Below are 21,824 nucleotides of genomic sequence, written 5' to 3' on the forward strand. Positions count from 1 at the left end.
TCCGAATTGTACTATTGTAGATGTTAAAAATTTTTTTAGCGAGGAAGAGGTGTAGCATCTGTGTCCGTCTCCAAAGAAGTCTTGCGAAAACGTATTGCAGTAGCAGCAGGCAGAGAAAAAGCCGATACCGTCATCAAGAACGGAACCATCATTGATGTGTTCAACGAGGAACTCTTGCAAGGCGATGTGGCGATTGCGGATGGAGTGTTTGTCGGCATCGGCCAGTATGAGGGGCACAATGAGATTGACGCCGCAGGAAAATACATCTCGCCCGCTTTTATTGACGGGCATGTGCATATCGAGTCTTCGATGGTCGTTCCGTCGGAGTTTGCCCGTGTTCTTCTGCCGCACGGAGTCACTACAGTCATTACCGATCCGCATGAAATTGCCAATGTGACTGGTGCCAGAGGCATCGAGTTTATGCTGGCAGAGTCTGAAGGGCTGCCATTTGATGTAAAGGTCATGCTGCCCTCCTGCGTTCCAGCGACATCTTTTGAACATTCAGGTGCTGTGCTGGAGCAGTCCGATCTCGATCCGTTCCTCTCCCATCCGAGAGTGCTGGGATTGGCTGAGGTCATGGATTACCCGGCCGTCATGAATGGGGCAGAAGGCATGCTGGATAAACTGGCAGCGACATTGGCGCTAAACAAGCAGATCGATGGACATGCAGCCGGACTGGATGCAAAGGCGATCAATGTATACCGTACGGCGCAGATCAAAACCGATCATGAGTGTGTGAATGTGCAGGAAGCAAAGGAACGCTTGCAGCGAGGAATGTACCTGATGATTCGTCAGGGGACGGCGGCCAAGGACCTGGAGGCTTTGCTTCCCGTCGTAAACGAACGCAATGCGCGCAGATGCTTGTTTGTGACCGATGACAAACACTTGGACGAGCTCATTCGGGAAGGAAGCATCGATCATCACGTGCGCATGGTGATCCAGCGAGGCATCCCCGCAATAACCGCCATCCAGATGGCGTCGCTGAACGCGGCAGAATGCTTCCGGCTGCATGACAAAGGGGCGATCGCTCCCGGGTATACGGCTGATTTCCTCCTGCTCGACGATTTAGAGGAGCTAATCATTGGCCAGGTGTACAAAAATGGCAAGCTGGTAGCGGAGCGTGGGGCAGTGGTGGAGGGGATTTTCCCGCAGCCTTCCGCAGAAGCAGCGAAGATGGGGGAAGCGCTGACGAACAGCGTGCGAATCAAGCCGCTGACCACGGAACAATTGGCGATCCCGGTAAGCAGCGGAAAGGCGCATGTCATTGGGGTTATCCCAAACAAGATCGTCACAGAGCATCTCTTGATGGAGGTGCCGACAGTGCAGGGAGCGTTTGTCCCTTCTAGTGAGCGCGATTTGCTGAAAATGGCCGTAATCGAACGCCATCACCTGACAGGGAATGTAGGGCTTGGCATTGTCAAAGGGCTGGGATTGCAAAAAGGAGCGATCGCTTCGACGGTAGCCCACGATTCCCATAATCTGATCGTCGCCGGAACGAATGATGAGGACATGCTCGCTGCAGTGGAAGCCATCAAGCAGATGCAAGGCGGTCTGGTTGTCGTTGAAAATGGGAAAGTGCTAGCCTCTCTGCCATTGCCGATTGCAGGTCTGATTTCCAATCAAAAGGCGGAGGATGTGTGCCGTGGACTGGATGATTTGGAGCATGCCTTGCGCCAGTTGGAAGCGCCGACTTCCTTTCAGTTGTTTCTGACGTTGTCCTTCTTGGCTTTGCCTGTCATTCCGTCGCTTAAGCTCACGGATCAAGGCTTGTTTGATGTAAACCAATTTCGTCACATAAATGTAGAAGAAGACGCAGGTAACCGGCATTCCCTGAATTGACATGCGGCAGGCAAACGCGATACATTCAGAGTAACTTCTATCGTAATGAGGTGGCATGCATTTCATGAAAAAACCGTCTACGGATGTCTTGTACCAGGAAGAGTCCTCGTACAAGGACATGCTCCTGCGCAAAAGCGTACGAATGCGCGTGATGGAGACTGTTGCATTTGTCCTGGGGATGCTGATCCTCGCTCAAATTCTTCCCAGCAACAACACGGCATTTAAAGTACTTGCCTTTGCGATTGCGATTGCGGTCGTAGGTCTGGCTCCCTTCCTTTACAAATCCATGCTTCGTCCTATGTACAAGCTGACGAAAACACACCTGATCATCACCATGTCAGGCAAGGAAACCAGCTATCCACTGTCCGAAGTTGAGCAGATTTATGAAGGCCGCCATCTCTACAAAGTGGGAGGAAAGCGGGAGTCGCTGATGGTTTCCCGTGAATTCCTCAAGCACTTGAACGAGCGTTTGTTTTACTATAACAAGGTGAACAAGAGGAGATAAGCATGAAACCGTTTTGTCGTGACACTTGGGTTGAGGTAAATCTGGATGCCATTTCGGCCAATGTGCAGACGTTCAGGAACCATTTGCCTGAGAGGACTGGCATCATGGCCGTGGTCAAAGCAGATGGCTACGGACACGGAGCTGTAGAGGTAGGCAGACAGGCGCTTGCTAGCGGTGCGAATTCCTTGGCTGTAGCCATGCTGGATGAGGCAATCGTACTGCGAAATGCGGGGATTGAGGCGCCGATTTTGGTACTCGGCTATACACCCGCCGGGGCTGTGGAGCCTGCCAGCCGATTGCAGATCGAGCTGACGGCTTACAGCGCTGACTGGATAGCCGAGGCGAATCTTTCCTTGCAACAGGCGGGACTTGATCCAGTCGGTATCCACATCAAAACGGATACAGGTATGGGACGTCTGGGCGTACGGACGGATGAGGAACTGCTGCGAGTGGTAAACGCACTCGAGGAAAGCTCCAAATTGACATGGACAGGCATTTTTACGCATTTTGCATGCGCCGATGAACCGGACACCACCCATGTGCGACGACAACACGAAACGTTTCAAAGCTTATTGCAATCCCTGCGCAGTGCTGGCAAAAAGCTGCCGACGGTTCACTGCTGCAATACGGCTGCTGCCATTGCTTTTCCTGAATGGGGGTATGATACGATCCGTTTAGGCATAGGTTTATACGGATTATATCCTTCACCCTATATGAAAGACCGCGCGGATGTGGCGCTTGTCCCGGCCCTTTCGTTGAAGACCCGGATCGCCCATGTCAAAACGGCGACGACTGAGCCTTTTACCGTCAGCTATGGTGCGACGTATACCGCCCAGCCAGGTGAACAAATCGCGACGCTCCCGATCGGGTATGCAGATGGATATTCTCGCCTGTTGTCCAACCGAGGAGAAGTTTTGTACAATGGAACGCGAGCTTCTATTGTTGGCAGGGTTTGCATGGATCAGATCATGGTGAGAATAGAACAGAGCACGGCACAGGTGGACGACGTGGTTGTTTTGTATGGCAAGCAGGGGGAGGACGAGATCTCGCTGGATGAGGTTGCCTCCCTGATCGGCACGATCAATTACGAAGTGCCTTGCATGCTGAATTACCGCATTCCTCGCGTCTACTATCGGAACGGGAAAGAGACAGGGGTATTTCACCCGCTCACCATGAAATACGCTCCAAAAGAAAGTGTAAATAACTAGCAAACAAAAATCGGCAGGAATTTTGGTTTGAAGCGCGAATACTAGGTAAGCGCAAAAAAGCCGGCTTTCGGGCTTCGCCAGAGCTCTTTCTGGGCGAAGCCAAGTTTTCTGGCCTGCCAGGCGTACGGATAGGTATATTTTTGCAATGGTTTCGACATAATGGTATTGTTCATACTGACACATATGCAGGAGAACATGCTTCGCGGATGAAAGTTACGGTCATGGTTGGAGGTGGATTTGTCTTGTCGAAGTCAAACACGAAACGCATCATGATCAGTTTGCCACAACACTTGCTACAGGAAGTGGATGGCGTGATTCAGAAGGAAAAATCCAATCGCAGCGAGTTCATTCGTCAGGCGATGCATCTGTATTTGAAGGAGCGCAAAAAACGCACAATCCGCGAAACGATGCAAAAAGGGTACATGGAGATGGCGAAGATCAATCTGAAAATGGCATCGGAGGCTTTTGGCGCTGAGGAAGAGGCTGACCATACTCTTGTCCGCTTAGTTAGCGGGGTGTGACCAGTGATTGTCAAACGTGGCGATGTATTTTTCGCGGACCTGTCACCGGTCGTTGGCTCTGAGCAAGGAGGCGTTCGGCCTGTTTTAGTCATTCAAAACGACATTGGAAATCGATTTAGTCCGACGGTCATCGTCGCTGCCATCACGGCACAGATTCAAAAGGCAAAATTGCCTACACACGTTGAGATTGACGCAAAAACATATGGATTTGATCGTGACTCCGTCATTCTGTTGGAACAAATTCGAACCATTGACAAACAACGGCTGACCGATAAGATTACGCATCTCGATGATGAGATGATGGATCGTGTCAACGAATCCCTGCAGATCAGCTTGGGACTCATTGATTTTTAAAAATAAGGATCAGACCTTTGGAGAGGAAAAGCCACTTGAGTGAAGCAAGTGGTTTTTTTGCTGTGCGGGCAGGGATTTCATAAGCGCATAGCGAATGTGTTCGTAGTGTATTTTAGACAAAATGTGACACGTTTTGCTTTTTGGTGTCAAAGGTTTCACTGTGAACATTCTCGGTGGAGGTTTCACCTTTTCCGGTTTGAAAGAATCAGACTTCGCTACGCATTCATCACATATGAACCCGCAAGTGAGGGCGGAAGGGGTTAATTGATTGTGGCAGAGCTGTACCCTGAGACAATCAAGATAGAGACTGAGTCCGACATCGTTTCGGCGAGACAGGTAGGTCGAAATTTGTCGCGACAGCTAGGGTTTGGCACCGTTATGCAATCCCGAATGGCCACTTCTATATCTGAGCTGGCTCGAAACATTTATTTGTATGCAGGCAAAGGAATCATTACGATATCGCCGATCGAACGCGAAGGGGCAATCGGCTTGCAAGTAACCGCGATTGACGCAGGACCTGGCATTCCCGACATCCGCAAGGCGCTGGAGGATGGCTATACCACATCTGGTGCGCTGGGGGCAGGGCTTCCGGGTGTCAGGCGGATGATGGATGAATTCGATATTCAGAGCGTACAGGGCGAAGGGACGCGAGTCGTCATCGTGAAATGGCGTGACTGAGCAGAGGAAGGTGGAGAGAGATGCCGACCCGGGGTATAGAGAAAGAGTACGTGCAAATTCTCCGGGATTACGTAACAGGTCAAGGGGAGGATCAGCTTTACGGCGCTCAGCAGCTGGGGAAATGGCTGCTGCAGCAGGATATTTCGCCGGAGGAAATGATTGATCTGCATGAGCGCGCTCTGGAGCAGCTGGGTGAAGTGCCCGAATTTGTACGAGCGTCGTTCTCCATTTTGACGGAAGTGATGATTGAATACGGAAATGAGCACCGCTCTGTGACCAGCCTGCGCAGCAAGCATAAGCAGCTGCAATCTGAGATCGCGGTGGCTTCCGCCATGCAGAGGTCCCTGCTGCCACAGGAGCTGCCGGCGTATTCGGACGTAGAAATCGGATTGGTGAGCGTCGCCGCCAAACAAATTTCCGGAGATTACTACAATATCGCCGCGCATGATGATGGGCGGTTCTGTCTGACGATTGCCGATATCACAGGGAAAGGGATCTCGGCAGCCATGTGCATGTCTATGCTGAAGTACGCGATGGAGAGCTTGAGCGAAATGCTGAGCGGACCAAATGACATGCTGCTTCATCTCAATCGAATCGTGGAGCGCAATATCGATCCGAGCATGTTTATTACCATGCTGTTTGGCTGTTACGATACCAATCGGCATTGTTTTCGATATGCGGTAGCCGGACACGAGCCGGGATTTGTATATCGGGCGCGTGAAGGCCGTTTTTACGATATGGATGGCCAGGGAGCGGCACTGGGACTATGCTCGGACAGCCGTTATGAAGAAAAGGAAATACACCTGGACGTGGGGGATGTTCTGATTCTTCTGACTGACGGTGTAACAGAACGCAAAATTGACCGATATTACTTACAAAGGGAAGAGCTTGTTTCATACCTGCAGGCTGAAGTGGGGGCACCGGCACAAGTGATGGCGGACAGCCTTTACCGTAGGCTTTTGCTGCTCTCCCAATTTGAATTGCCAGATGATTACACCATGATTGTACTTCGAAGAACCTGAGCGACACCTGGGGGGAGATGCGTATGGACCTGACTATCAAGATCACCAGCAATGAAACCGAGCATCAAGTTACCCTTTGTGGGGATATCGATGCGTTTACGGGACCAAAAGTAAAAGAGGCGATTATGACACTGGTGCAGACACCCAATGCTGCAGCGATTGTCGTAGATTTGGCAGAAGTAGAGTATATGGACAGTACAGGAATCGGAATCTTTATTGCCGTCATGAAAGCATGCAAACAGGCAGGCTGCGCCTTTTTCGTTCAAAATCTGTCTTCCCGAGTGGAGCGGCTGTTTCGCATTACTGGCTTGTACGATCTAATTGCCATCCGCAAAGGAGAGAGCGAGTAATGGTACTCAAAAAACCTGAAGGAGACGCGATATCGCTGAAGCTGCCCAATCTTCCAGATTATCTGGGGGTAGCGCGCCTGACCGTTTCCGGAGTGGCCAATCGTCTTGGTTTTTCCTTCGATGACATCGAGGATATCAAGCTCGCTGTAGGGGAGGCTTGCAGCAATGCGGTCAAGCACGCTTACCGGGAAGACAATAAAAAGGGTGTCATTCTGATCGATTGTTTTGTGTATCCTGATCGATTGGAGATTGTTGTATCGGATGAGGGAAAAGGGCTGGAAAGCGTACCTGCTGCTGATCAGCTCGGTCCCCTTTATGCAGGAAGAGAAATTGATGAGGTGGACGAGGGCGGATTGGGTCTTTATTTGATCCATACACTCATGGATGAGGTGGAAATTCGCACAGGCAGCGGTGTTTCGGTCGCCATGACCAAGTATGTTCGGCGGGATGGGGTGGCTGGCTATGACCGGACAATCTCGGAAGAAGAAGTATAGTCCCGAAGAATTGAGGAAGTTCCTTCACCAATATGGGGAGACGGGGGATCCGGACCTGCAGGAGCTGTTGGTGAGAGCTTATACACCTCTGGTAGAGACGCTGTCGAAGAAGTTTGTACGCGGCCAGATTATGCATGAGGATTTGATACAGGTAGGAATGATCGGCCTTTTGGCATCGCTGCGCCGATTCGATCCGGCATTTGATAGGACGTTCGAAAGCTTTGCCATCCCTACCATCGTAGGCGAGATCAAACGCTACATACGGGACAAGACCTGGAGTGTCCACGTCCCGCGCAGGGTAAAAGAAATGAGCCCGAAGATCAAGCGGGTCGTCGATGAATTGACGATCCAGCTGCAAAGGTCTCCGCAGATCGCGGATATCGCGCGCTACTTGGGTGTGACTGAGGAAGCGGTGCTGGAGACGCTGGAGATGGGCCGCAGCTATCATTCCCTTTCCATGGACAGCGAGCTGGAGGCCGACAGTGATGGCAATACCATCACACTGCTGGACTTGATTGGTTCCCAGGAAGCTGGCTATGGACAGGTGGAGCAAAATTTGATGCTCGATCGGGCCCTGAACGTTTTGGACAAGCGGGAAAAAGAAATCATTCAATTAACTTACTATCAAAATTTGAGCCAAAAACAGGCCGGAGATGTCATGGGCATGTCTCAGATGCACATCTCCCGGCTGCAGCGCAGGGCGCTGGGAAAACTGAGAGAAGCGCTAAAGGTTGATCAGCATGAAACGGTTATGTGAATCATATGCGAGGAGGTGTCCGCGGACGCCTCTTTTTTCTTTCCTTGCAGTTCTCCCGCCGCACCCTCTGCCACTCAATTTTTCTCGTCTGCTTTCCAGAGCTTAACAGTAAATGTGGTACAATAAACGGCGTAGAACGAGCGCAGGAGGATATGTATGGAACTAACATTGATGATCCAGACAATCGCCCAGGATACTGGCGTCAAACCTCATCAGGCAGAACGGACCATCGCTCTTTTGGATGAGGGGAACACAGTCCCGTTTATTGCCCGTTACCGCAAAGAAATGACTGGGCAATTGGACGAAACACAAATTCGTGCCATTGAAGAGCGCGTTCGTTATTTGCGCAATTTGTCTGTGCGAAAAGAAGAAGTCATCCGGCTGATCGAGGAGCAGGGCAAGCTGACAGATGAGCTGAGAGCAGCCATCGAAAAGTCGTCGAAGCTGCAGGAAGTGGAAGACTTGTATCGACCGTACCGGCAGAAACGGCGCACGCGGGCGACCATGGCCAAGGAAAAAGGCCTGGAGCCATTAGCCAATTACTTGCTCAGCCTGCCGAAATCAGGCGATCCGAATGCAGAAGCAGCGAAGTACATCAATCCCGAAAAGGGTGTGGATTCCGCAGAGGCGGCTCTGCAAGGTGCGATGGACATCGTAGCCGAGCAAATTTCGGATGACCCGGACATTCGTCAGTGGGTCCGCCAGCGCACCATGCAAAAAGGGCAGCTGCTGTCGGAGCAAAAGGCTGACGAAGCGGATGAGAAAAATGTTTATCAAATGTACTATGCGTACAGTGAACCATTGAAAAAGGTCGTGCCGCATCGTGTGCTCGCGATGAATCGCGGAGAGAGCGAAGGCATCCTGAAGGTGACGGTAGAGGCGCCCGTCACAGAGATTCTGCCATGGATCCAGCGACGTGTGATTCCTCGCGACACCGTTGTTCGTTCCTTCCTCGAATCGACGGTAGAAGATGCGTACAAGCGCCTGATCGCCCCTTCTATTGAAAGAGAAGTGCGCGCGGAGCTGACCGAGACAGCCGAAGAGCAGGCCATCCACATTTTTGCGGAAAATCTGCGCAATCTGCTGCTGCAGCCGCCTGTGAAAGGGAAAGTCGTGCTGGGCGTCGACCCGGCATTCCGGACAGGCTGCAAGCTGGCCGTCGTGGATGAAACAGGCAAGCTGCTGGAGGTTGCCGTCGTGTACCCGACACCGCCGGTCAACAAGGTAGCTGAGGCAGCAGCGAAGGTTAAACAACTGATTGCGAAATATCAGGTATCGGTCGTGGCGATCGGCAACGGAACCGCATCGCGGGAAACCGAGCAGTTTATCGCAAATGTCCTCAAAGAGCTGGGGAAAGACGTGATGTACATCATCGTCAACGAAGCAGGAGCATCCGTGTATTCCGCCTCCACGCTGGCAAAGGAAGAGTTCCCAGAATTGGACGTAGCTGAGCGCAGCGCTGCATCGATCGCCCGCAGGCTGCAGGATCCGCTGGCAGAGCTGGTCAAGATCGATCCCAAATCGGTCGGTGTAGGACAGTACCAGCACGATGTGTCTCAATCCCGCTTGGCAGACAGTCTGCAATTTGTCGTAGAATCGGCGGTAAACCACGTAGGGGTAGATGTGAACACCGCCTCTTCTTCGCTCCTGCAATACGTATCGGGCATCAGCAAGCAGGTGGCAGGCAACATCGTGAAAAAACGGGAGGAGATCGGCAAGTTCGTAAGCAGGTCCGACCTGAAGGATGTTCCTCGCCTGGGTGCCAAAACGTTCGAGCAGTGCATTGGCTTTTTGCGTGTGATGGATGGAAGCAACCCGTTGGACAAGACTCCGATTCACCCCGAGTCCTACGATGCGACCCACAAGCTGCTGCAGATGATCGGGATTGCACCGCAAGACATTGGGAGTGAGCGCTGCAAGGAGCAGCTTCAGTCTCTGAACATCGCACAGACGGCACAGAAGCTGGGCATTGGTGAGCCGACGCTGGCTGATATCGTGGAAAGCCTCTTGCGCCCGGGACGCGATCCGCGTGACGAGCTTCCGAAGCCTCTTTTGCGCAGCGACGTTCTCCAGCTGTCGGATCTGGGCGTGGGCATGAAGCTCCAAGGAACCGTTCGAAACGTCGTTGATTTTGGTGCATTTGTCGACATCGGCTTGAAAAACGATGGCCTGGTGCATATCTCGCGGCTGAAAAAAGGCTTTGTGAAACACCCGCTCGAAGTGGTGACGGTGGGAGATATCGTGGATGTCTGGGTCGTGGAAATCGATGAAAAGCGTCAGCGCGTCGGACTGACCCTGATCGCGCCGACAGAGGGTTAAAACAGAAGAAACAAAAAGGCGGCTCCCTGTTTATTCAGGACGGCCGCCATGTTTTTCCCAGTATAAGAACCAACAACTGTTCAACAGGCGAATCTGCCGAACATCCTTCCCGCTGAAGGCACGCTGCAACTGCCTACGCATCCACTGTGGCATGAAGGTACCTCCTGAAGTTCATCGTCTACTGGCAAGTGTATGCACAGGACGAGAGGGAGGTACCTATTTTTTTACTTACTCTTCCTCCAGCAGGTACTCCAGCTGCGCTTGCAGGGCGCGAATTTCGGTCAAAAGGGAGATCAACGGATATTCGCTTTCCTGCAGGGAAGCGAAACGGGCTTCGAGTCGGCTTACATAGTCGAGCCCATCTGTGACTGCGAGCTCGCTGTCAAGCAGCTCCAAATCGGAACATTCTGCAACGACAAGAGGCAGGTCTGGCCGATCCGCGATAGTCAGTTTGTCGATTTCCTTGTGCAGCCGCTTCAAAAGAGCGACCAGCTGATACATATGTGATTCAGGCAACGCGACGAAATGCAGTCCGGTACCTTCCTGCAACAGCAAATAGCGCATAAGCTCCTCCACCAATCTACTTTTCTACCACCCAGTGTAGCCTATCTGTCTGGCACTTTTCAACCGGAACTGCTATCGTGAAAGGAAAGACAGGAGCGGAGGAGAAGAGATGACCGATCAGGAATTGCAGAAGCTGGTGGAGGACATTTCCACGCAATTTTTTGCCGTGCCCTTTCGCCATCAGGCTCGTTTTAACAGCCGACTGCGCACGACCGGGGGAAGGTACCTGCTGCGCTCGCATGACATCGAGCTGAATCCGAAGCACTTGGAGGAGCATGGTATGGACGAGCTCGTCGCCATCATCAAGCACGAGCTTTGCCATTATCATTTACATTTGGCCAAGCGGGGCTACCGCCACGCAGACCGCGACTTTCAGATGCTCCTGAAACAAGTGGGCGGCAGCAGATACTGTCAGCAGGTCGGGGACGGTCGCACACGTCTGCCTTATCGCTACGAGCTGGTCTGCCAGGCATGCGGCATGAGCTACAAGCGCAAGCGCAAAATGAACCCGTCTCGATACCGCTGCGGACGATGCAGCGGCAAGCTGATCCTGCGTGAATGGAAGGAAACCGCCCCCTCTACCTAAAGCACTCAGGAAAGTGGGCTTCCTTGCACGCCTTTGGACACCAGCGTTATAATGGACTGACTATGCCGTAAAGGAGCGTTCGTAAAGTGGCACACGATGAATTTTCCCTGATCCGGCAATGGACGAGACGTTCGGACGGACAGGAAGGCGACGGCTTGACCGTCGGAATCGGGGATGATGCCGCTGTCTTTACACCGACGCCGGCCATGGAAGTGGTGGCATGCTGTGACGCGATGGTCGAGACGGTTCACTTTCTAAAAGAAACCATGAACCCGAGCGATATCGGCTACAAGTCGGTCATCAGCAACATCAGCGATATTGCGGCCATGGGTGGGGTTCCTCGCTATGCATTGGTGAGTATCGCAGTTTCCCCCAGCTGGTCGGCAGAGATGACCAGTCAAATCTACGACGGCATTCATGAAGCCTGCAAAGCGTATGGGGTGAGATTGATTGGCGGGGATACGGTTTCCGCACCAGACGCCCTTCAGCTTTCCGTGACGGTTCTCGGTGAAGTGGAAAAGGGACGGGCTATTCGCCGCTCTCAGGCAAAAGCGGGTCAAGTGGTGTTTGTGACCGGGTACGTCGGTTGTTCGGCAGCTGGACTTCATCTGCTGCTGCAGCTAAAAGGGACAGGAGAAACGATTCCTGCCCGGTATCGGCAGCTCGTACGAGAGCATCAACGCCCGTCTGCCCAAGTGAACGCAGGGAGGATTTTGCAGGCTGTTCGAGGGAATGGGGCGTTAAACGACATCAGTGACGGTCTTGCCTCAGAGCTGTGGGAAATCGCCGAGGCGAGCCAGGCGGTTCTGTCGATCGACGCCAGCTTGATTCCGATCAGAGAGGACCTCCGCTTCTATGCAGAGCGAGCAGGAAGAGATCCGTTAGATTGGGTGTTTTACGGCGGTGAAGACTACCAACTCGTGGGAACTGCGGATGCAGAGCATGTCGGAGCCTTGCAGGAGCAATTTGCGGCAGCGGGCATTCCGTTTGCAGTCATTGGCCGTGTAGATGCGAGGGAAGGACAATCGGCTGTCGCATGCACGCGAGGAGGCAGGCAGATGCCGTTACCCAAAGCCGGGTTCAATCATTTTGGGCGGCCTGAATAAAAAGGGGATGACAAGCATGGCGTACAAGTGGACGCTCTCTGGAGTGGAGGAAACACAGCTTTTTGCGGAGAGCCTCGCAGCCCTTTTGCAGCCTGGTGACTTCATGGCGCTGGAGGGTGATCTGGGCGCAGGGAAAACGACATTCACCCAAGGGCTGGGACGGGGTCTCGGAGTCAAGCAAGTGGTGAACAGTCCGACGTTTACGATCATAAAAGAATATCAGGGGCGCTTGCCGTTATACCATATGGATGTCTACCGGGTAGGAGATGATGTGGACTCGCTCGGGCTGGACGACTATTTTTTTGGAGATGGAGTTTGTGTGGTAGAGTGGGCTTCTTTGATTGAAGAAGTGCTCCCGGCAGACCGATTAACGGTCTTGTTGCGGACGGTAGGAGAGGACGAACGTCTGATTGAGCTGGTACCGCAGGGTGTACGTTATGTGAATTTGTGTGAGGAGTTTGATTTTGATGCGCGTACTGGCAATTGACACGTCCAATCTGGTGCTCAGTGTAGCCGTTGTGGATGAAGAACGGGTCCTGGCGGAGATGACGACCAATCAGCAAAAGAACCATTCCATCCGTCTCATGGACTGCATCTCCGAACTGCTGGATGCGACGGGTACACTGCCTGAGCAGCTCGGTGGACTGGGCGTCGCAAAAGGACCGGGATCTTACACGGGTGTTCGTATCGGAGTCGCAACCGCCAAGAGCATGGCCTGGTCGTTGAACTTGCCGGTAGTCGGCATTTCCAGCCTGCAGGCAGTCGCGATGAACGCAGTCGGCTTTCCCGGCCTGATCGTGCCTTTGTTTGATGCCCGCAGAGGTCAGGTTTACTCGGGGGGCTACCGGACAGAGGGCATGGAGTCCGTTCGTTTGCAGGATGACGAGAGGATTATCCTTTTGCAGGAATGGCTGCCGCTTCTCAGAGAACAGGCACAGGGAGATCCCATCCTGTTTCTCGGAGAGGATGTCAGCCTGCATCGGGAAGCGATCGAGCAGGGATTGGGAGAGCAAGCACGCTTTGCAACACCGGCACAGCATCATCCGCGTGCAGCCCATATCGGCTACTTGGCGATGCGCCAGCTGCAGGCCGGCGGGAATCCACACGAACTGGTGCCTGAGTACCTTCAATTGGCGGAAGCTGAGGCCAAATGGCTGGCCCAAAAGCAGGAGGGTTCCGCAAAGGAGTAATTTCAATGATTCCACCAAATGAACTGGAATACCGTTTTATGACGATGGCGGACGTAGGGGCTGTCACTGAGCTGGAGAGGCTGTCGTTTAGCACGCCCTGGCCACATGATGCATTCGTCAATGAGTTGACGAAAAATCCGAACGCCCGGTATGTCGTCGCCATTCATCAAAATCGAATTGTGGCTTACTGCGGAATGTGGATTATCATCGATGAAGCGCATATTACCAATGTGGCGGTACACCCATTGTACCGCGGGAAAAAGATCGGCCTGTCTCTCATGATCAAGATGATGAATGTAGCGAGGATGTTTCATGCGAAAAGCATGACCTTGGAAGTCCGGCCATCCAATACAGTAGCTCGCAACATGTACACCAAGCTGGGCTTTCGGGAGCACGGTGTGCGCAAACGATACTATTCCGATAACAATGAGGACGCAATTATTATGTGGGTGACATTGTAATGAACAAGACATTTACGTCGCGCTACGACATGCGCGTGCAGCAGGCCTACCAGGCACACAAACAGTCGGGTGAACCGACTTATATACTAGGGATCGAGACCAGTTGCGACGAGACATCCGCCTCAGTCGTGCGCGACGGACGAGAAGTGCTTTCGAATGTCATTGCCTCCCAGGCAGACATTCACAAGCGGTTTGGCGGTGTGGTTCCCGAGGTGGCTTCCCGCCGCCATGTGGAAAACATCACGCTGACAATCGAGGAGGCATTGGAGAGCGCAGGCAAGACCCTCGATGACATTCATGCCATCGCAGTGACGTACGGTCCGGGACTGGTGGGAGCCCTTCTGGTCGGAGTGGCAGCAGCCAAAGCGATCTCGCTGGCTCGCGGAATTCCACTCATCGGAGTCCACCATATTGCCGGGCATATTTACGCGAATCGTTTGGTCGAAGAAATGGATTTCCCGTTGATCGCGCTAGTTGTTTCTGGCGGTCATACCGAGCTGGTCTGGATGAAGGAGCACGGTCAGTTTGAAATCTTGGGAGAAACGCGTGACGATGCGGCGGGCGAAGCGTACGACAAGGTAGCGCGTGCGCTCCAGATGCCTTATCCCGGCGGCCCGCACATCGACCGTCTCGCTCACGAAGGCATTCCCAATGTTCCCTTGCCGCGCTCATGGCTGGAGCCAGACTCGTACGACTTCAGCTTTAGCGGCTTGAAGTCCGCCGTACTCAATACGCTGCACAACGCAGCACAACGCGGAGAAACCATCGAGCCGGCTAATCTTGCTGCAAGCTTTCAGGACTCTGTCACGGAGGTGCTGGTGGAGAAAACCTTGCGTGCTGTCCGTCAATACGGAGCGAGACAAGTGCTCTTGGCGGGTGGGGTTGCAGCGAACCGCGGACTGCGGGAGCGACTGCACAGCCGCTGTCAGGAAGAAGGGATCCCGCTGGTGATTCCGCCGTTTACGCTGTGCACGGACAACGCAGCGATGATTGCGGCAGCAGGCTTTATCCGTTATGAAAAAGGGCAATTCGCAAAGCTCGATCTGAATGGAGTACCGGGCTTGTCGCTTTCCGATCACTGATCGCTTGAGAATGTTACCATTACCGAAGCATCCCCGTATCTCTTGCCTTTCGGATAGGCAGGACCGGGGATGTTTTTTTGTTTCCGCTCCGTATACCTGCCCCCTTATAGGCCTATACTCGTGGGATGATAACAGGTGAGCTGCCAGGTTATCCACATCTATCGAATAACTTTTCTGGTTGTTCCTTCCCCCGCCTGTGAATACTGGTGATAACACGAAAAATGACCGGGAAAATCACACTTGGCTTGTGAATTCTTTTGTGGAATATGTGGATAAGAGTGGTGCAGTTATCAACAGGAGGGCCTCGATGAAGAAGAGCATCATGCTTTGGATTTTTACATTCCTGATACTGTTTGCTGGAGCAAATAACGGAAAACCAGGATTGGCAAAGGAAACACCGCAAGTGATTGTGCTATTCGTAGAAGGCATGTCGTTTTACGATCTGGAGCAGCTTCGACAATATCCCCATGTGGATAAGTGGATCAACCAATCGGCAGCAGGAGCGGTTTCGATCCGCTCGCCAGGAGCGAGAAATGCTCCAAACGGCTATTTATTGATGGGCAGCGGAGCGCAAGCTGTGTATACCGAGCGCAGCGGGACGGGCTACCATCCATGGGAATCCGTATCTGCCCATGAGACGGCGGGGGAAAGGGCGCAGGAGCTGGGGGCTTTGGACGAAGCGCAAAAGCTAGCGCGCTCTTCCATCGTTTTTCCCGGTATTTTCCGGCTTCTTGCCGATAACCAGGACAGATCGTATACTCCGCAAATCGGAATGCTCGGCAAGCTGTTGAGGTCTCATCAAATCCCCGTATCGGTCTTGGGGAATGGAGACTATGACGATTTCCGTCAACGCCATAGTGTCCTGTTTGCCATGGATGAGCATGGACAGGTGCCGACAGGTGACTTGTCCATGAATACAGTCCTCCATAAGCGGGGGTCTCCCTACGGAATTCAAACCAACTACTCGTATTTGCTCCAAAGGATCCGTGCAGATCGTCATTCTGGGCTGATCGCCGTTCAGCTCTCCGATTTGTCCCGACTCTATCAGATGGCGGAAGAAATGGAGCCGAGCCAGTATGAGCGCCACTATCATCGGGTCCTGTCTGAGCTGGGGGGATTTTTGGATCGACTCCTGGAGGGCCGAAGTGAGAGCCAGCGCGTCATGCTTCTCTCGCCTGCCGTAAATGCCAGAGCTGCTAAAGAAAAGACGCTGTTGCCTCCGGTGCTTGTATGGGGAGACAAAGGTAAAGGACTTCTAACCTCCGCTACGACAAGGCAATCGGGGCTGATCAGTGGCCTCGATGTTTTGCCTACCATTTTGGCATGGCTGGATGTGCAGACTCCCAAAGGGCTGACTGGCCATGCGATCCGAATAGATCCCAAGAAAAGCGCCGACCAGCTCGTACAGCAGGTCCACCAGATTCATCATACATACGCCACACGCTCCTCTGTTTTGTACTCGTTTGTCATGCTGCAGATCATCACACTGGCATGTGCAGCCATTCTGTGGATGGTAAGCAAACGGCTAAATGGCGGAGCGGGGCTTGAACTTTTGCAAAGAGGCGTGAGGCTGTCGCTCTTGGTGATGCTGTGCTTCCCGGCTTTGCTGCTGCTGGAGGCATGGCTCGACTGGGAGGCCTCTGGACCGGTCGTACTCGGAGTGCTGATCATTGTCGCTTTGTTGGCGGCGTTTTGGCTGGAGCAACGCTCGCTGGCACAGACCACAGCGATCGTTTGCGGGTTCACGGTGCTTTGTCTCCTGGTGGATGGATGGACGGGTGCGACTTTGATGCGCAGCTCCTACCTGGGGTACGACCCGGTGATCGGAGCGAGATTTTACGGGTTGGGAAATGAATTCGAAGGTGTGCTGATTGGCAGCTCGATCATGACGGTGGCCGCACTGTATCAGATTGTTTGGCATAGGCTGCGCCCGATCCTTGCGGCGATTATCTTCACAGCTGTGCTCTATTACATGGTAGCGCCCGGCTTGGGTACGGATGCAGGAGGCTTCCTCGCGGGGCTGGTAGGCTTTTTTGTGGCGTTCTCGCGCTTGCAGGGGTGGACCATCGGAAAAAAAGGCCTCCTGATTTTGGCAGGAGGCCTCATGGCTGGCATTGTGACGCTGATTGTCGGCAGCCTTTTGACGGATCAGCCGCTAACGCACATCGGCAGGGTCGCGGATCAGATTGTCTCCGGTCAGTGGGACGAAGTAGGGCGGATGCTGGAGCGCAAGATCGCCATGAACGTGCGATTAATCCGCGTCTCCATCTGGAGCAAGGTATTCGTCGTCTCACTCATTGTCCTCGGACTGTTAGCCTTGTGGAATGATCGCTTCCTGCGTCACCTGGCCCGGAATACGCCGTTTTTGGTAAAGGGTTTTTCCGGAGTGATAGCTGGCTCCCTGGCAGGACTTGCTCTCAATGACTCTGGCATCGTTACAGCCGCGACATGCATCATTTTCCTTGTCGTGCCGGCCCTATACGCCGCATTAGGAGAGTCAAAGGATGAACAATGCACGACCTGAGCCGTGCCCAAAAAAGTTTATTCCTCAGAAAGGGTGCTCCATTCGTCGTACAGCTGCTCCAGCTCCAACCGGGCTGCACTGATCAGATCGTTGCGCTCCTTGGCCTGCACATGATCGCTGTAGATTTCCGGGAGACAGAGCTCTTCCTCCCATTTGACGATATCCGCTTCCCGTTTTTGAATGGTCGCTTCGATTTCCTCCAGACGGCGCACGCGCTGACGTTCGCGTCGTTTGGCTTCCTTATCCAGCTCATAGGAGGTCTTTTCTGGCTGAGGGGCAGCGCCTTGCTTTTTCGTCGGTCCGGCTGCGAGCTCTGCTGCCATTTCAGCCAGTTCCTGTTTCTTCTCCACGTAGTAATCGTAGTTCCCCAGATAGTTCGTCACTCCGTTCGGCGACAGCTCGAGGACACGGCTGGCAATCTTGTTCAGGAAGTAACGGTCATGGGACACGAATAAAATCGTGCCGGGATAATCATACAGGGCATTTTCGAGCACTTCCTTGCTGTAAATGTCCAAGTGGTTCGTCGGCTCGTCGAAGATCAGGAAATTGGCCTGCTTGAGCATCAGCTTGGCGAGGGATACGCGGGCACGTTCTCCGCCAGACAGGTCCGAGATGCGCTTTTGCACATCGTCTCCGCTGAACAGGAAGTTTCCGAGCAGCGTCCGCACGTCTTTTTCCAGCATCTGCGGGTACTCGTCCCAGATCTCGCCGAGAACGGTGTTGCTCACATTCAAATTGCGATGCTCCTGATCGTAGTAGCCGATCGTGACGTTGCTGCCGAACTGGACGTCTCCCTTGAGCGCATTCAGCTGACCGACGATGGTTTTGAGCAGGGTCGATTTGCCGATTCCGTTCGGCCCGACCAGAGCCACTCGTTCTTCTCGCTCGATTTCAAAAGTCAGCCCGCGGGAGAGGACAGCATCCGGATAGCCGATGGCCACATTCGCCGCCTTCATCACGATGTTTCCGCTCATTTTGGACACCTCGAACGAGAAGTGTACCGACTTGTTGTTCATGATCGGCTTGTCCAGACGGTCGATTTTCTCCAAGGTCTTGCGTCGGCTTTGCGCGCGTTTGGTCGTCGTTGCGCGGGCGATGTTCCGTGCAATGAAATCTTCCAGCTTGGCTATTTCCTCCTGCTGCTTTTCAAAACGCTTGAGCTCTTGCTCCAAGCGTGCAGCCTTTTGATCGAGGAAACGGCTGTAGTTTCCGACGTAGCGGGTGGCGCGATGCCGTTCGATTTCGTAGACGATCGTCACGAGCTTGTCGAGGAAATAGCGGTCGTGGGATACGACCAGAATGGCTCCCTGATAGTTCTGCAGGTACGTCTCCAGCCAGGTGAGTGTCTCAATGTCCAGGTAGTTGGTCGGCTCGTCCAACAGGAGGATCGTCGGGGATTGCAGCAGCAGCTTTGCCAGCGCCAGACGGGTCTTTTGCCCGCCGCTCAGCGTGCGGATCTGAGTCTGGTAATCCATATCCGCAAAGCGCAAGCCGTGCAGGACGCCGCGAATCGACCCCTCATAGCTGTACCCGCCCTTTTCTTTAAATGCTTCGGAACGCAGGGAATAGCTCTCCAAAATCTGCTGGTAGCGCTTGTCATCGGCGATTACAGCCGGGTCGCCCATTTTCGCCTCAAGCTCCCTCAGCTCCTTTTCCTCTTGCTGCAAATGGGTGAATACACTCATCATTTCATCCCAGATGCTGCGTTCGGATTCCAATCCGCCATTTTGTGCGAGATAGCCGAGAGAGACTTCCTTGGGAATCCGGATCGTCCCGCTGTCATAGCTCAGCTCGCCCGCAAGTATTTTCATCAAGGTCGATTTTCCCGCGCCATTGACGCCGACGAGCCCGACCCTCTCTCCGGTTTGAATTTGCAAGGAGATGTCCTGTAAAATGGTCTCGATGCCGTAGGTTTTTTCTATATGTTCAGCTTGCAGCAAAATCATCAGTTTCACCTCTTTATATACTATAGCCAGTGTAGCCTAGAGAGAGTGTCAGGGACAAGCCTTGGGGCATGTTACCTGTATGTTTCGGGAGGGGTAGACGTGAATATGGATCCAAAAGCGGTCAAGCAGCAGCTCCGAAGCCGGATCATCGAAGAACGAAAGGCATTGCCGGATGCGCTGCGAAGAGAATATTCGGCTCGGGCATGCCGACATGCAGCAGAGCATGAACGGCTCGCAGGGGCGAGAGCGATCATGGCCTTTCACCCGTTTGGTGCCGAACTGGATATCCTCCCCTTCATTGAAAAAGCAAAGGCGAGAGGGCAGGAGATTTGGCTGCCGCTGACGCTAACCGCAGAGCGACGCCTCATTCCTTATCGATATGAAGGGAAGCATATGCTGAAGCAGGGCGTGTACGGGATCTGGGAGCCTGACCCGGCTTTGGCCGAAGAAGCCGACTTGACCAAGCTGGACGCGGTGTTGGTTCCAGGGGTAGCCTTTGACCGTCACGGGGGAAGAATGGGATACGGCGGAGGCTTCTACGATCGATTCCTGGCTGGACTTCAACCACGTCCTTTATTGGTGGGAATTGCGTTCTCCATGCAGCTTGTCGATCAGGTACCGCGAGAGATGCACGATATCGGCTTGGATGGAGTAGTCACAGAAAACGGTTTCTTTCAAACGTGAATCTTTTGTGTCAGGCACGGTCTTTTCTGGAGGTACTATCTACAGCACGAGCAAAAAAGTGTACAATACAATCGAATGAAAAAACGGAGGAATGAGCTGTGGGCAAATGGAAGGTAGGCGTGATTTCAGCGAGCGATTCCATCGCCAGAGGTGACCGAGCGGACGACCGCATCCCGATTATTCGTCAATTGACAACGGAATGGTTGCATGTGGATGTGGCAATCTACCGAGCTGTCACCGATGATATGGAAGACCTGAAAGAAAATATGATTGAGCTGGTAGACCGGGAAAAATGCGATCTTTTGATTGTAACAGGCGGAACGGGGCTGAGTCCGCGGGATGTCACTCCGGAGGTAACCGCGTGGGTCACAGATCGACCTGTTCCTGGACTCGCCGAGGAAATGCGTCGCGCCGGATTGCAGCAGTCTCGCCGCGCCATGCTGACGAGAGCGGTAGCGGGCACGAGAGGAAACACTCTCATTATCAACCTTCCGGGCAATCCTACAGGCGTAGAGATTTGTTTCAATGCGATCGGCGATATGCTGTCGGATGCCTTGCATATCCTGCAGGGAACGGGAGAGGCCAATGAAGATTGGGGCGGTTTGGGATGGTAGACAAGCCACAAATGAAGGAAGTGCCGGTCCGCGAAGCGATAGGCATGATGCTTCCGCACGATATGACGCAAATACTGCCGGGTGAGTTCAAGGGTCGCCTGTTCAAAAAAGGTCACGTTGTAACGGAAGCGGATATCGAGCCTTTGCTTTCGATCGGCAAGGAGCACATCTACGTGCTGGAAATGCCAGAAGGTTTTATCCACGAGGAAGAAGCAGGCATTCGCATCGCCAAAGCCGTATCCGGCGGAGGCTTGACGTTGACAGAACCATACGAAGGAAAAGTCTCCATGAAGGCTTCACGTACCGGTTTGGCTAAAATCAACGAGGAAGCGGTCCATGCTTTGAACGCTTTGGAAGGCATTGCTTTTTCCACGATCTATGGCGATCAGGTGGTTCATCCAGGGCATACCCTTGCTGCGACACGGATCATCCCCTTGATCATCGAAGAAAAGCGGATTGTGGAGCTGGAGGAGCTGGCCAAGCAATTCCGGGAGCCGATCGTCCAAGTCAAGCTGTTCCAGGAAAAACGGATCGGCCTTGTCACCACAGGTGGAGAAGTCTTCTCCGGACGGATTGCAGACAAGTTTGGCCCTGCCATCCGCAGCAAGGTAGAGGCGCTCGGTTCAGACATAGTAGAGCAGCGCTTTGCCCCTGATGATAAAGAACTGATCGAAAAAGAGATTCACGCATTTCTCGAGCAAGGTGTTGATATGATTTTGGTCACAGGCGGCATGTCCGTCGATCCGGATGACCGTACCCCTGGAGCAATCGCGGGAGTAGGGGCCGAAGTCGTGCGTTACGGAACACCTATGCTGCCGGGGTCGATGCTCATGGTTGCCTACAAGGGCGATATCCCGATACTTGGATTGCCTGGCGCCGTGATGCATGAGAAGTTTACTTCCTTTGATGTGTTTTTGCCGCGGATTTTGGCTGGAGAGCGTATTGGGGCCGCTGACATGACGCGCCTCGGATACGGTGGTTTACGGAAGGGCTAGTTGGTTAGACTGGAAACTAACAGGA

Annotated in this window: 24 protein-coding genes; 21 read left to right on the forward strand and 3 right to left on the reverse strand. The window is 53.3% G+C overall.

What is annotated here, in order from left to right:
• The first annotated feature begins 60 nt into the window (after positions 1–60).
• From ade to JNE38_RS02870, 11 genes are all read left to right on the forward strand, one after another.
• Positions 61–1,839, forward strand: coding sequence for an adenine deaminase (gene ade / locus JNE38_RS02820; RefSeq protein WP_203355166.1), 1,779 nt, complete (start codon positions 61–63; stop codon positions 1,837–1,839).
• A 64-nt stretch (positions 1,840–1,903) separates the two neighbouring features.
• Entirely contained in the window at positions 1,904–2,344 is a 441-nt protein-coding gene (locus JNE38_RS02825) for a hypothetical protein (RefSeq protein ID WP_203355167.1), read from the forward strand.
• Positions 2,345–2,346: 2 nt separating this feature from the next.
• Positions 2,347–3,552: an alanine racemase gene (gene alr, locus JNE38_RS02830; RefSeq protein ID WP_203355168.1), complete on the forward strand. Its 1,206-nt coding sequence runs from the start codon at positions 2,347–2,349 to the stop codon at positions 3,550–3,552.
• Between the two features lie 221 nt (positions 3,553–3,773).
• On the forward strand, positions 3,774–4,073 hold the full coding sequence (locus tag JNE38_RS02835; RefSeq protein WP_025845698.1) for a CopG family ribbon-helix-helix protein: 300 nt from the start codon (positions 3,774–3,776) through the stop codon (positions 4,071–4,073).
• A gap of 3 nt (positions 4,074–4,076) precedes the next feature.
• Positions 4,077–4,427 (forward strand): type II toxin-antitoxin system PemK/MazF family toxin, encoded by a 351-nt coding sequence (locus JNE38_RS02840; protein WP_005830205.1) that lies wholly within the window; start codon positions 4,077–4,079, stop codon positions 4,425–4,427.
• A gap of 270 nt (positions 4,428–4,697) precedes the next feature.
• Positions 4,698–5,105, forward strand: a complete 408-nt coding sequence (locus JNE38_RS02845; RefSeq protein WP_428993691.1) for an anti-sigma regulatory factor — start codon at positions 4,698–4,700, stop codon at positions 5,103–5,105.
• A 20-nt stretch (positions 5,106–5,125) separates the two neighbouring features.
• The gene (locus JNE38_RS02850; protein WP_203355169.1) at positions 5,126–6,127 is read left to right on the forward strand and encodes a PP2C family protein-serine/threonine phosphatase; all 1,002 of its coding nucleotides are present in this window, start codon (positions 5,126–5,128) and stop codon (positions 6,125–6,127) included.
• Between the two features lie 23 nt (positions 6,128–6,150).
• Positions 6,151–6,477 (forward strand): anti-sigma factor antagonist, encoded by a 327-nt coding sequence (locus JNE38_RS02855; protein ID WP_203355170.1) that lies wholly within the window; start codon positions 6,151–6,153, stop codon positions 6,475–6,477.
• Complete coding sequence (rsbW, locus tag JNE38_RS02860; protein WP_203355171.1) at positions 6,477–6,971, forward strand: anti-sigma B factor RsbW; 495 nt, start codon at positions 6,477–6,479, stop codon at positions 6,969–6,971. Before JNE38_RS02855 ends, rsbW begins: the two co-directional genes overlap by 1 nt.
• Entirely contained in the window at positions 6,940–7,728 is a 789-nt protein-coding gene (gene sigB / locus JNE38_RS02865) for an RNA polymerase sigma factor SigB (RefSeq protein ID WP_203355172.1), read from the forward strand. Before rsbW ends, sigB begins: the two co-directional genes overlap by 32 nt.
• A gap of 156 nt (positions 7,729–7,884) precedes the next feature.
• The gene (locus JNE38_RS02870; RefSeq protein ID WP_203355173.1) at positions 7,885–10,047 is read left to right on the forward strand and encodes a Tex family protein; all 2,163 of its coding nucleotides are present in this window, start codon (positions 7,885–7,887) and stop codon (positions 10,045–10,047) included.
• A gap of 30 nt (positions 10,048–10,077) precedes the next feature.
• Here JNE38_RS02870 and cmpA read toward each other — a convergent pair whose 3' ends face one another.
• Both cmpA and JNE38_RS02880 read right to left on the reverse strand, forming a co-directional pair.
• Positions 10,078–10,200, reverse strand: coding sequence for a cortex morphogenetic protein CmpA (gene cmpA / locus JNE38_RS02875; RefSeq protein WP_152985748.1), 123 nt, complete (start codon positions 10,198–10,200; stop codon positions 10,078–10,080).
• Positions 10,201–10,275: 75 nt separating this feature from the next.
• A complete protein-coding gene (locus JNE38_RS02880; RefSeq protein ID WP_203355174.1) occupies positions 10,276–10,611 on the reverse strand; it encodes a hydrolase/acyltransferase in 336 nt (111 codons plus the stop codon).
• A gap of 109 nt (positions 10,612–10,720) precedes the next feature.
• Here JNE38_RS02880 and JNE38_RS02885 point away from each other — a divergent pair, with 109 nt between their 5' ends.
• The 7 genes from JNE38_RS02885 to JNE38_RS02915 all read left to right on the forward strand — a co-directional run bounded on the left by JNE38_RS02885 (position 10,721) and on the right by JNE38_RS02915 (position 17,560).
• Positions 10,721–11,197 carry a SprT family protein gene (locus tag JNE38_RS02885; RefSeq protein WP_203355175.1) on the forward strand — a complete coding sequence of 159 codons (477 nt, stop codon included), beginning with the start codon at positions 10,721–10,723 and terminating at the stop codon, positions 11,195–11,197.
• An 86-nt stretch (positions 11,198–11,283) separates the two neighbouring features.
• Positions 11,284–12,303, forward strand: a complete 1,020-nt coding sequence (thiL, locus tag JNE38_RS02890; protein ID WP_203355176.1) for a thiamine-phosphate kinase — start codon at positions 11,284–11,286, stop codon at positions 12,301–12,303.
• Between the two features lie 16 nt (positions 12,304–12,319).
• Entirely contained in the window at positions 12,320–12,790 is a 471-nt protein-coding gene (gene tsaE, locus JNE38_RS02895; RefSeq protein WP_203355177.1) for a tRNA (adenosine(37)-N6)-threonylcarbamoyltransferase complex ATPase subunit type 1 TsaE, read from the forward strand.
• Entirely contained in the window at positions 12,771–13,493 is a 723-nt protein-coding gene (tsaB, locus tag JNE38_RS02900; protein WP_203355178.1) for a tRNA (adenosine(37)-N6)-threonylcarbamoyltransferase complex dimerization subunit type 1 TsaB, read from the forward strand. Before tsaE ends, tsaB begins: the two co-directional genes overlap by 20 nt.
• Positions 13,494–13,498: 5 nt before the next feature.
• Entirely contained in the window at positions 13,499–13,954 is a 456-nt protein-coding gene (rimI, locus tag JNE38_RS02905) for a ribosomal protein S18-alanine N-acetyltransferase (RefSeq protein ID WP_203355179.1), read from the forward strand.
• On the forward strand, positions 13,954–15,036 hold the full coding sequence (tsaD, locus tag JNE38_RS02910) for a tRNA (adenosine(37)-N6)-threonylcarbamoyltransferase complex transferase subunit TsaD (protein WP_203355180.1): 1,083 nt from the start codon (positions 13,954–13,956) through the stop codon (positions 15,034–15,036). The genes rimI and tsaD overlap by 1 nt, the downstream gene beginning before the upstream one ends.
• 307 nt (positions 15,037–15,343) lie before the next feature.
• Positions 15,344–17,560, forward strand: a complete 2,217-nt coding sequence (locus JNE38_RS02915) for a hypothetical protein (RefSeq protein WP_203355181.1) — start codon at positions 15,344–15,346, stop codon at positions 17,558–17,560.
• A gap of 17 nt (positions 17,561–17,577) precedes the next feature.
• On the opposite strand, the gene JNE38_RS02920 is transcribed toward JNE38_RS02915, so the two are convergent.
• Positions 17,578–19,506, reverse strand: coding sequence for an ABC-F family ATP-binding cassette domain-containing protein (locus JNE38_RS02920; protein WP_203355182.1), 1,929 nt, complete (start codon positions 19,504–19,506; stop codon positions 17,578–17,580).
• A gap of 105 nt (positions 19,507–19,611) precedes the next feature.
• Between JNE38_RS02920 and JNE38_RS02925 the strand changes: the two genes are divergently transcribed.
• The 3 genes from JNE38_RS02925 (at position 19,612) to JNE38_RS02935 (ending at position 21,799) form a co-directional block, all read left to right on the forward strand.
• Positions 19,612–20,190, forward strand: a complete 579-nt coding sequence (locus tag JNE38_RS02925) for a 5-formyltetrahydrofolate cyclo-ligase (RefSeq protein ID WP_203357395.1) — start codon at positions 19,612–19,614, stop codon at positions 20,188–20,190.
• Between the two features lie 98 nt (positions 20,191–20,288).
• Positions 20,289–20,804, forward strand: coding sequence for a MogA/MoaB family molybdenum cofactor biosynthesis protein (locus tag JNE38_RS02930; RefSeq protein ID WP_203355183.1), 516 nt, complete (start codon positions 20,289–20,291; stop codon positions 20,802–20,804).
• The gene (locus JNE38_RS02935; RefSeq protein WP_203355184.1) at positions 20,798–21,799 is read left to right on the forward strand and encodes a molybdopterin-binding protein; all 1,002 of its coding nucleotides are present in this window, start codon (positions 20,798–20,800) and stop codon (positions 21,797–21,799) included. Before JNE38_RS02930 ends, JNE38_RS02935 begins: the two co-directional genes overlap by 7 nt.
• The last annotated feature ends 25 nt before the right edge of the window (positions 21,800–21,824 follow it).

It is taken from the genome of Brevibacillus choshinensis (genome assembly GCF_016811915.1).
In the GTDB taxonomy this organism is placed as follows: Bacteria; Bacillota; Bacilli; order Brevibacillales; family Brevibacillaceae; genus Brevibacillus; species Brevibacillus choshinensis_A.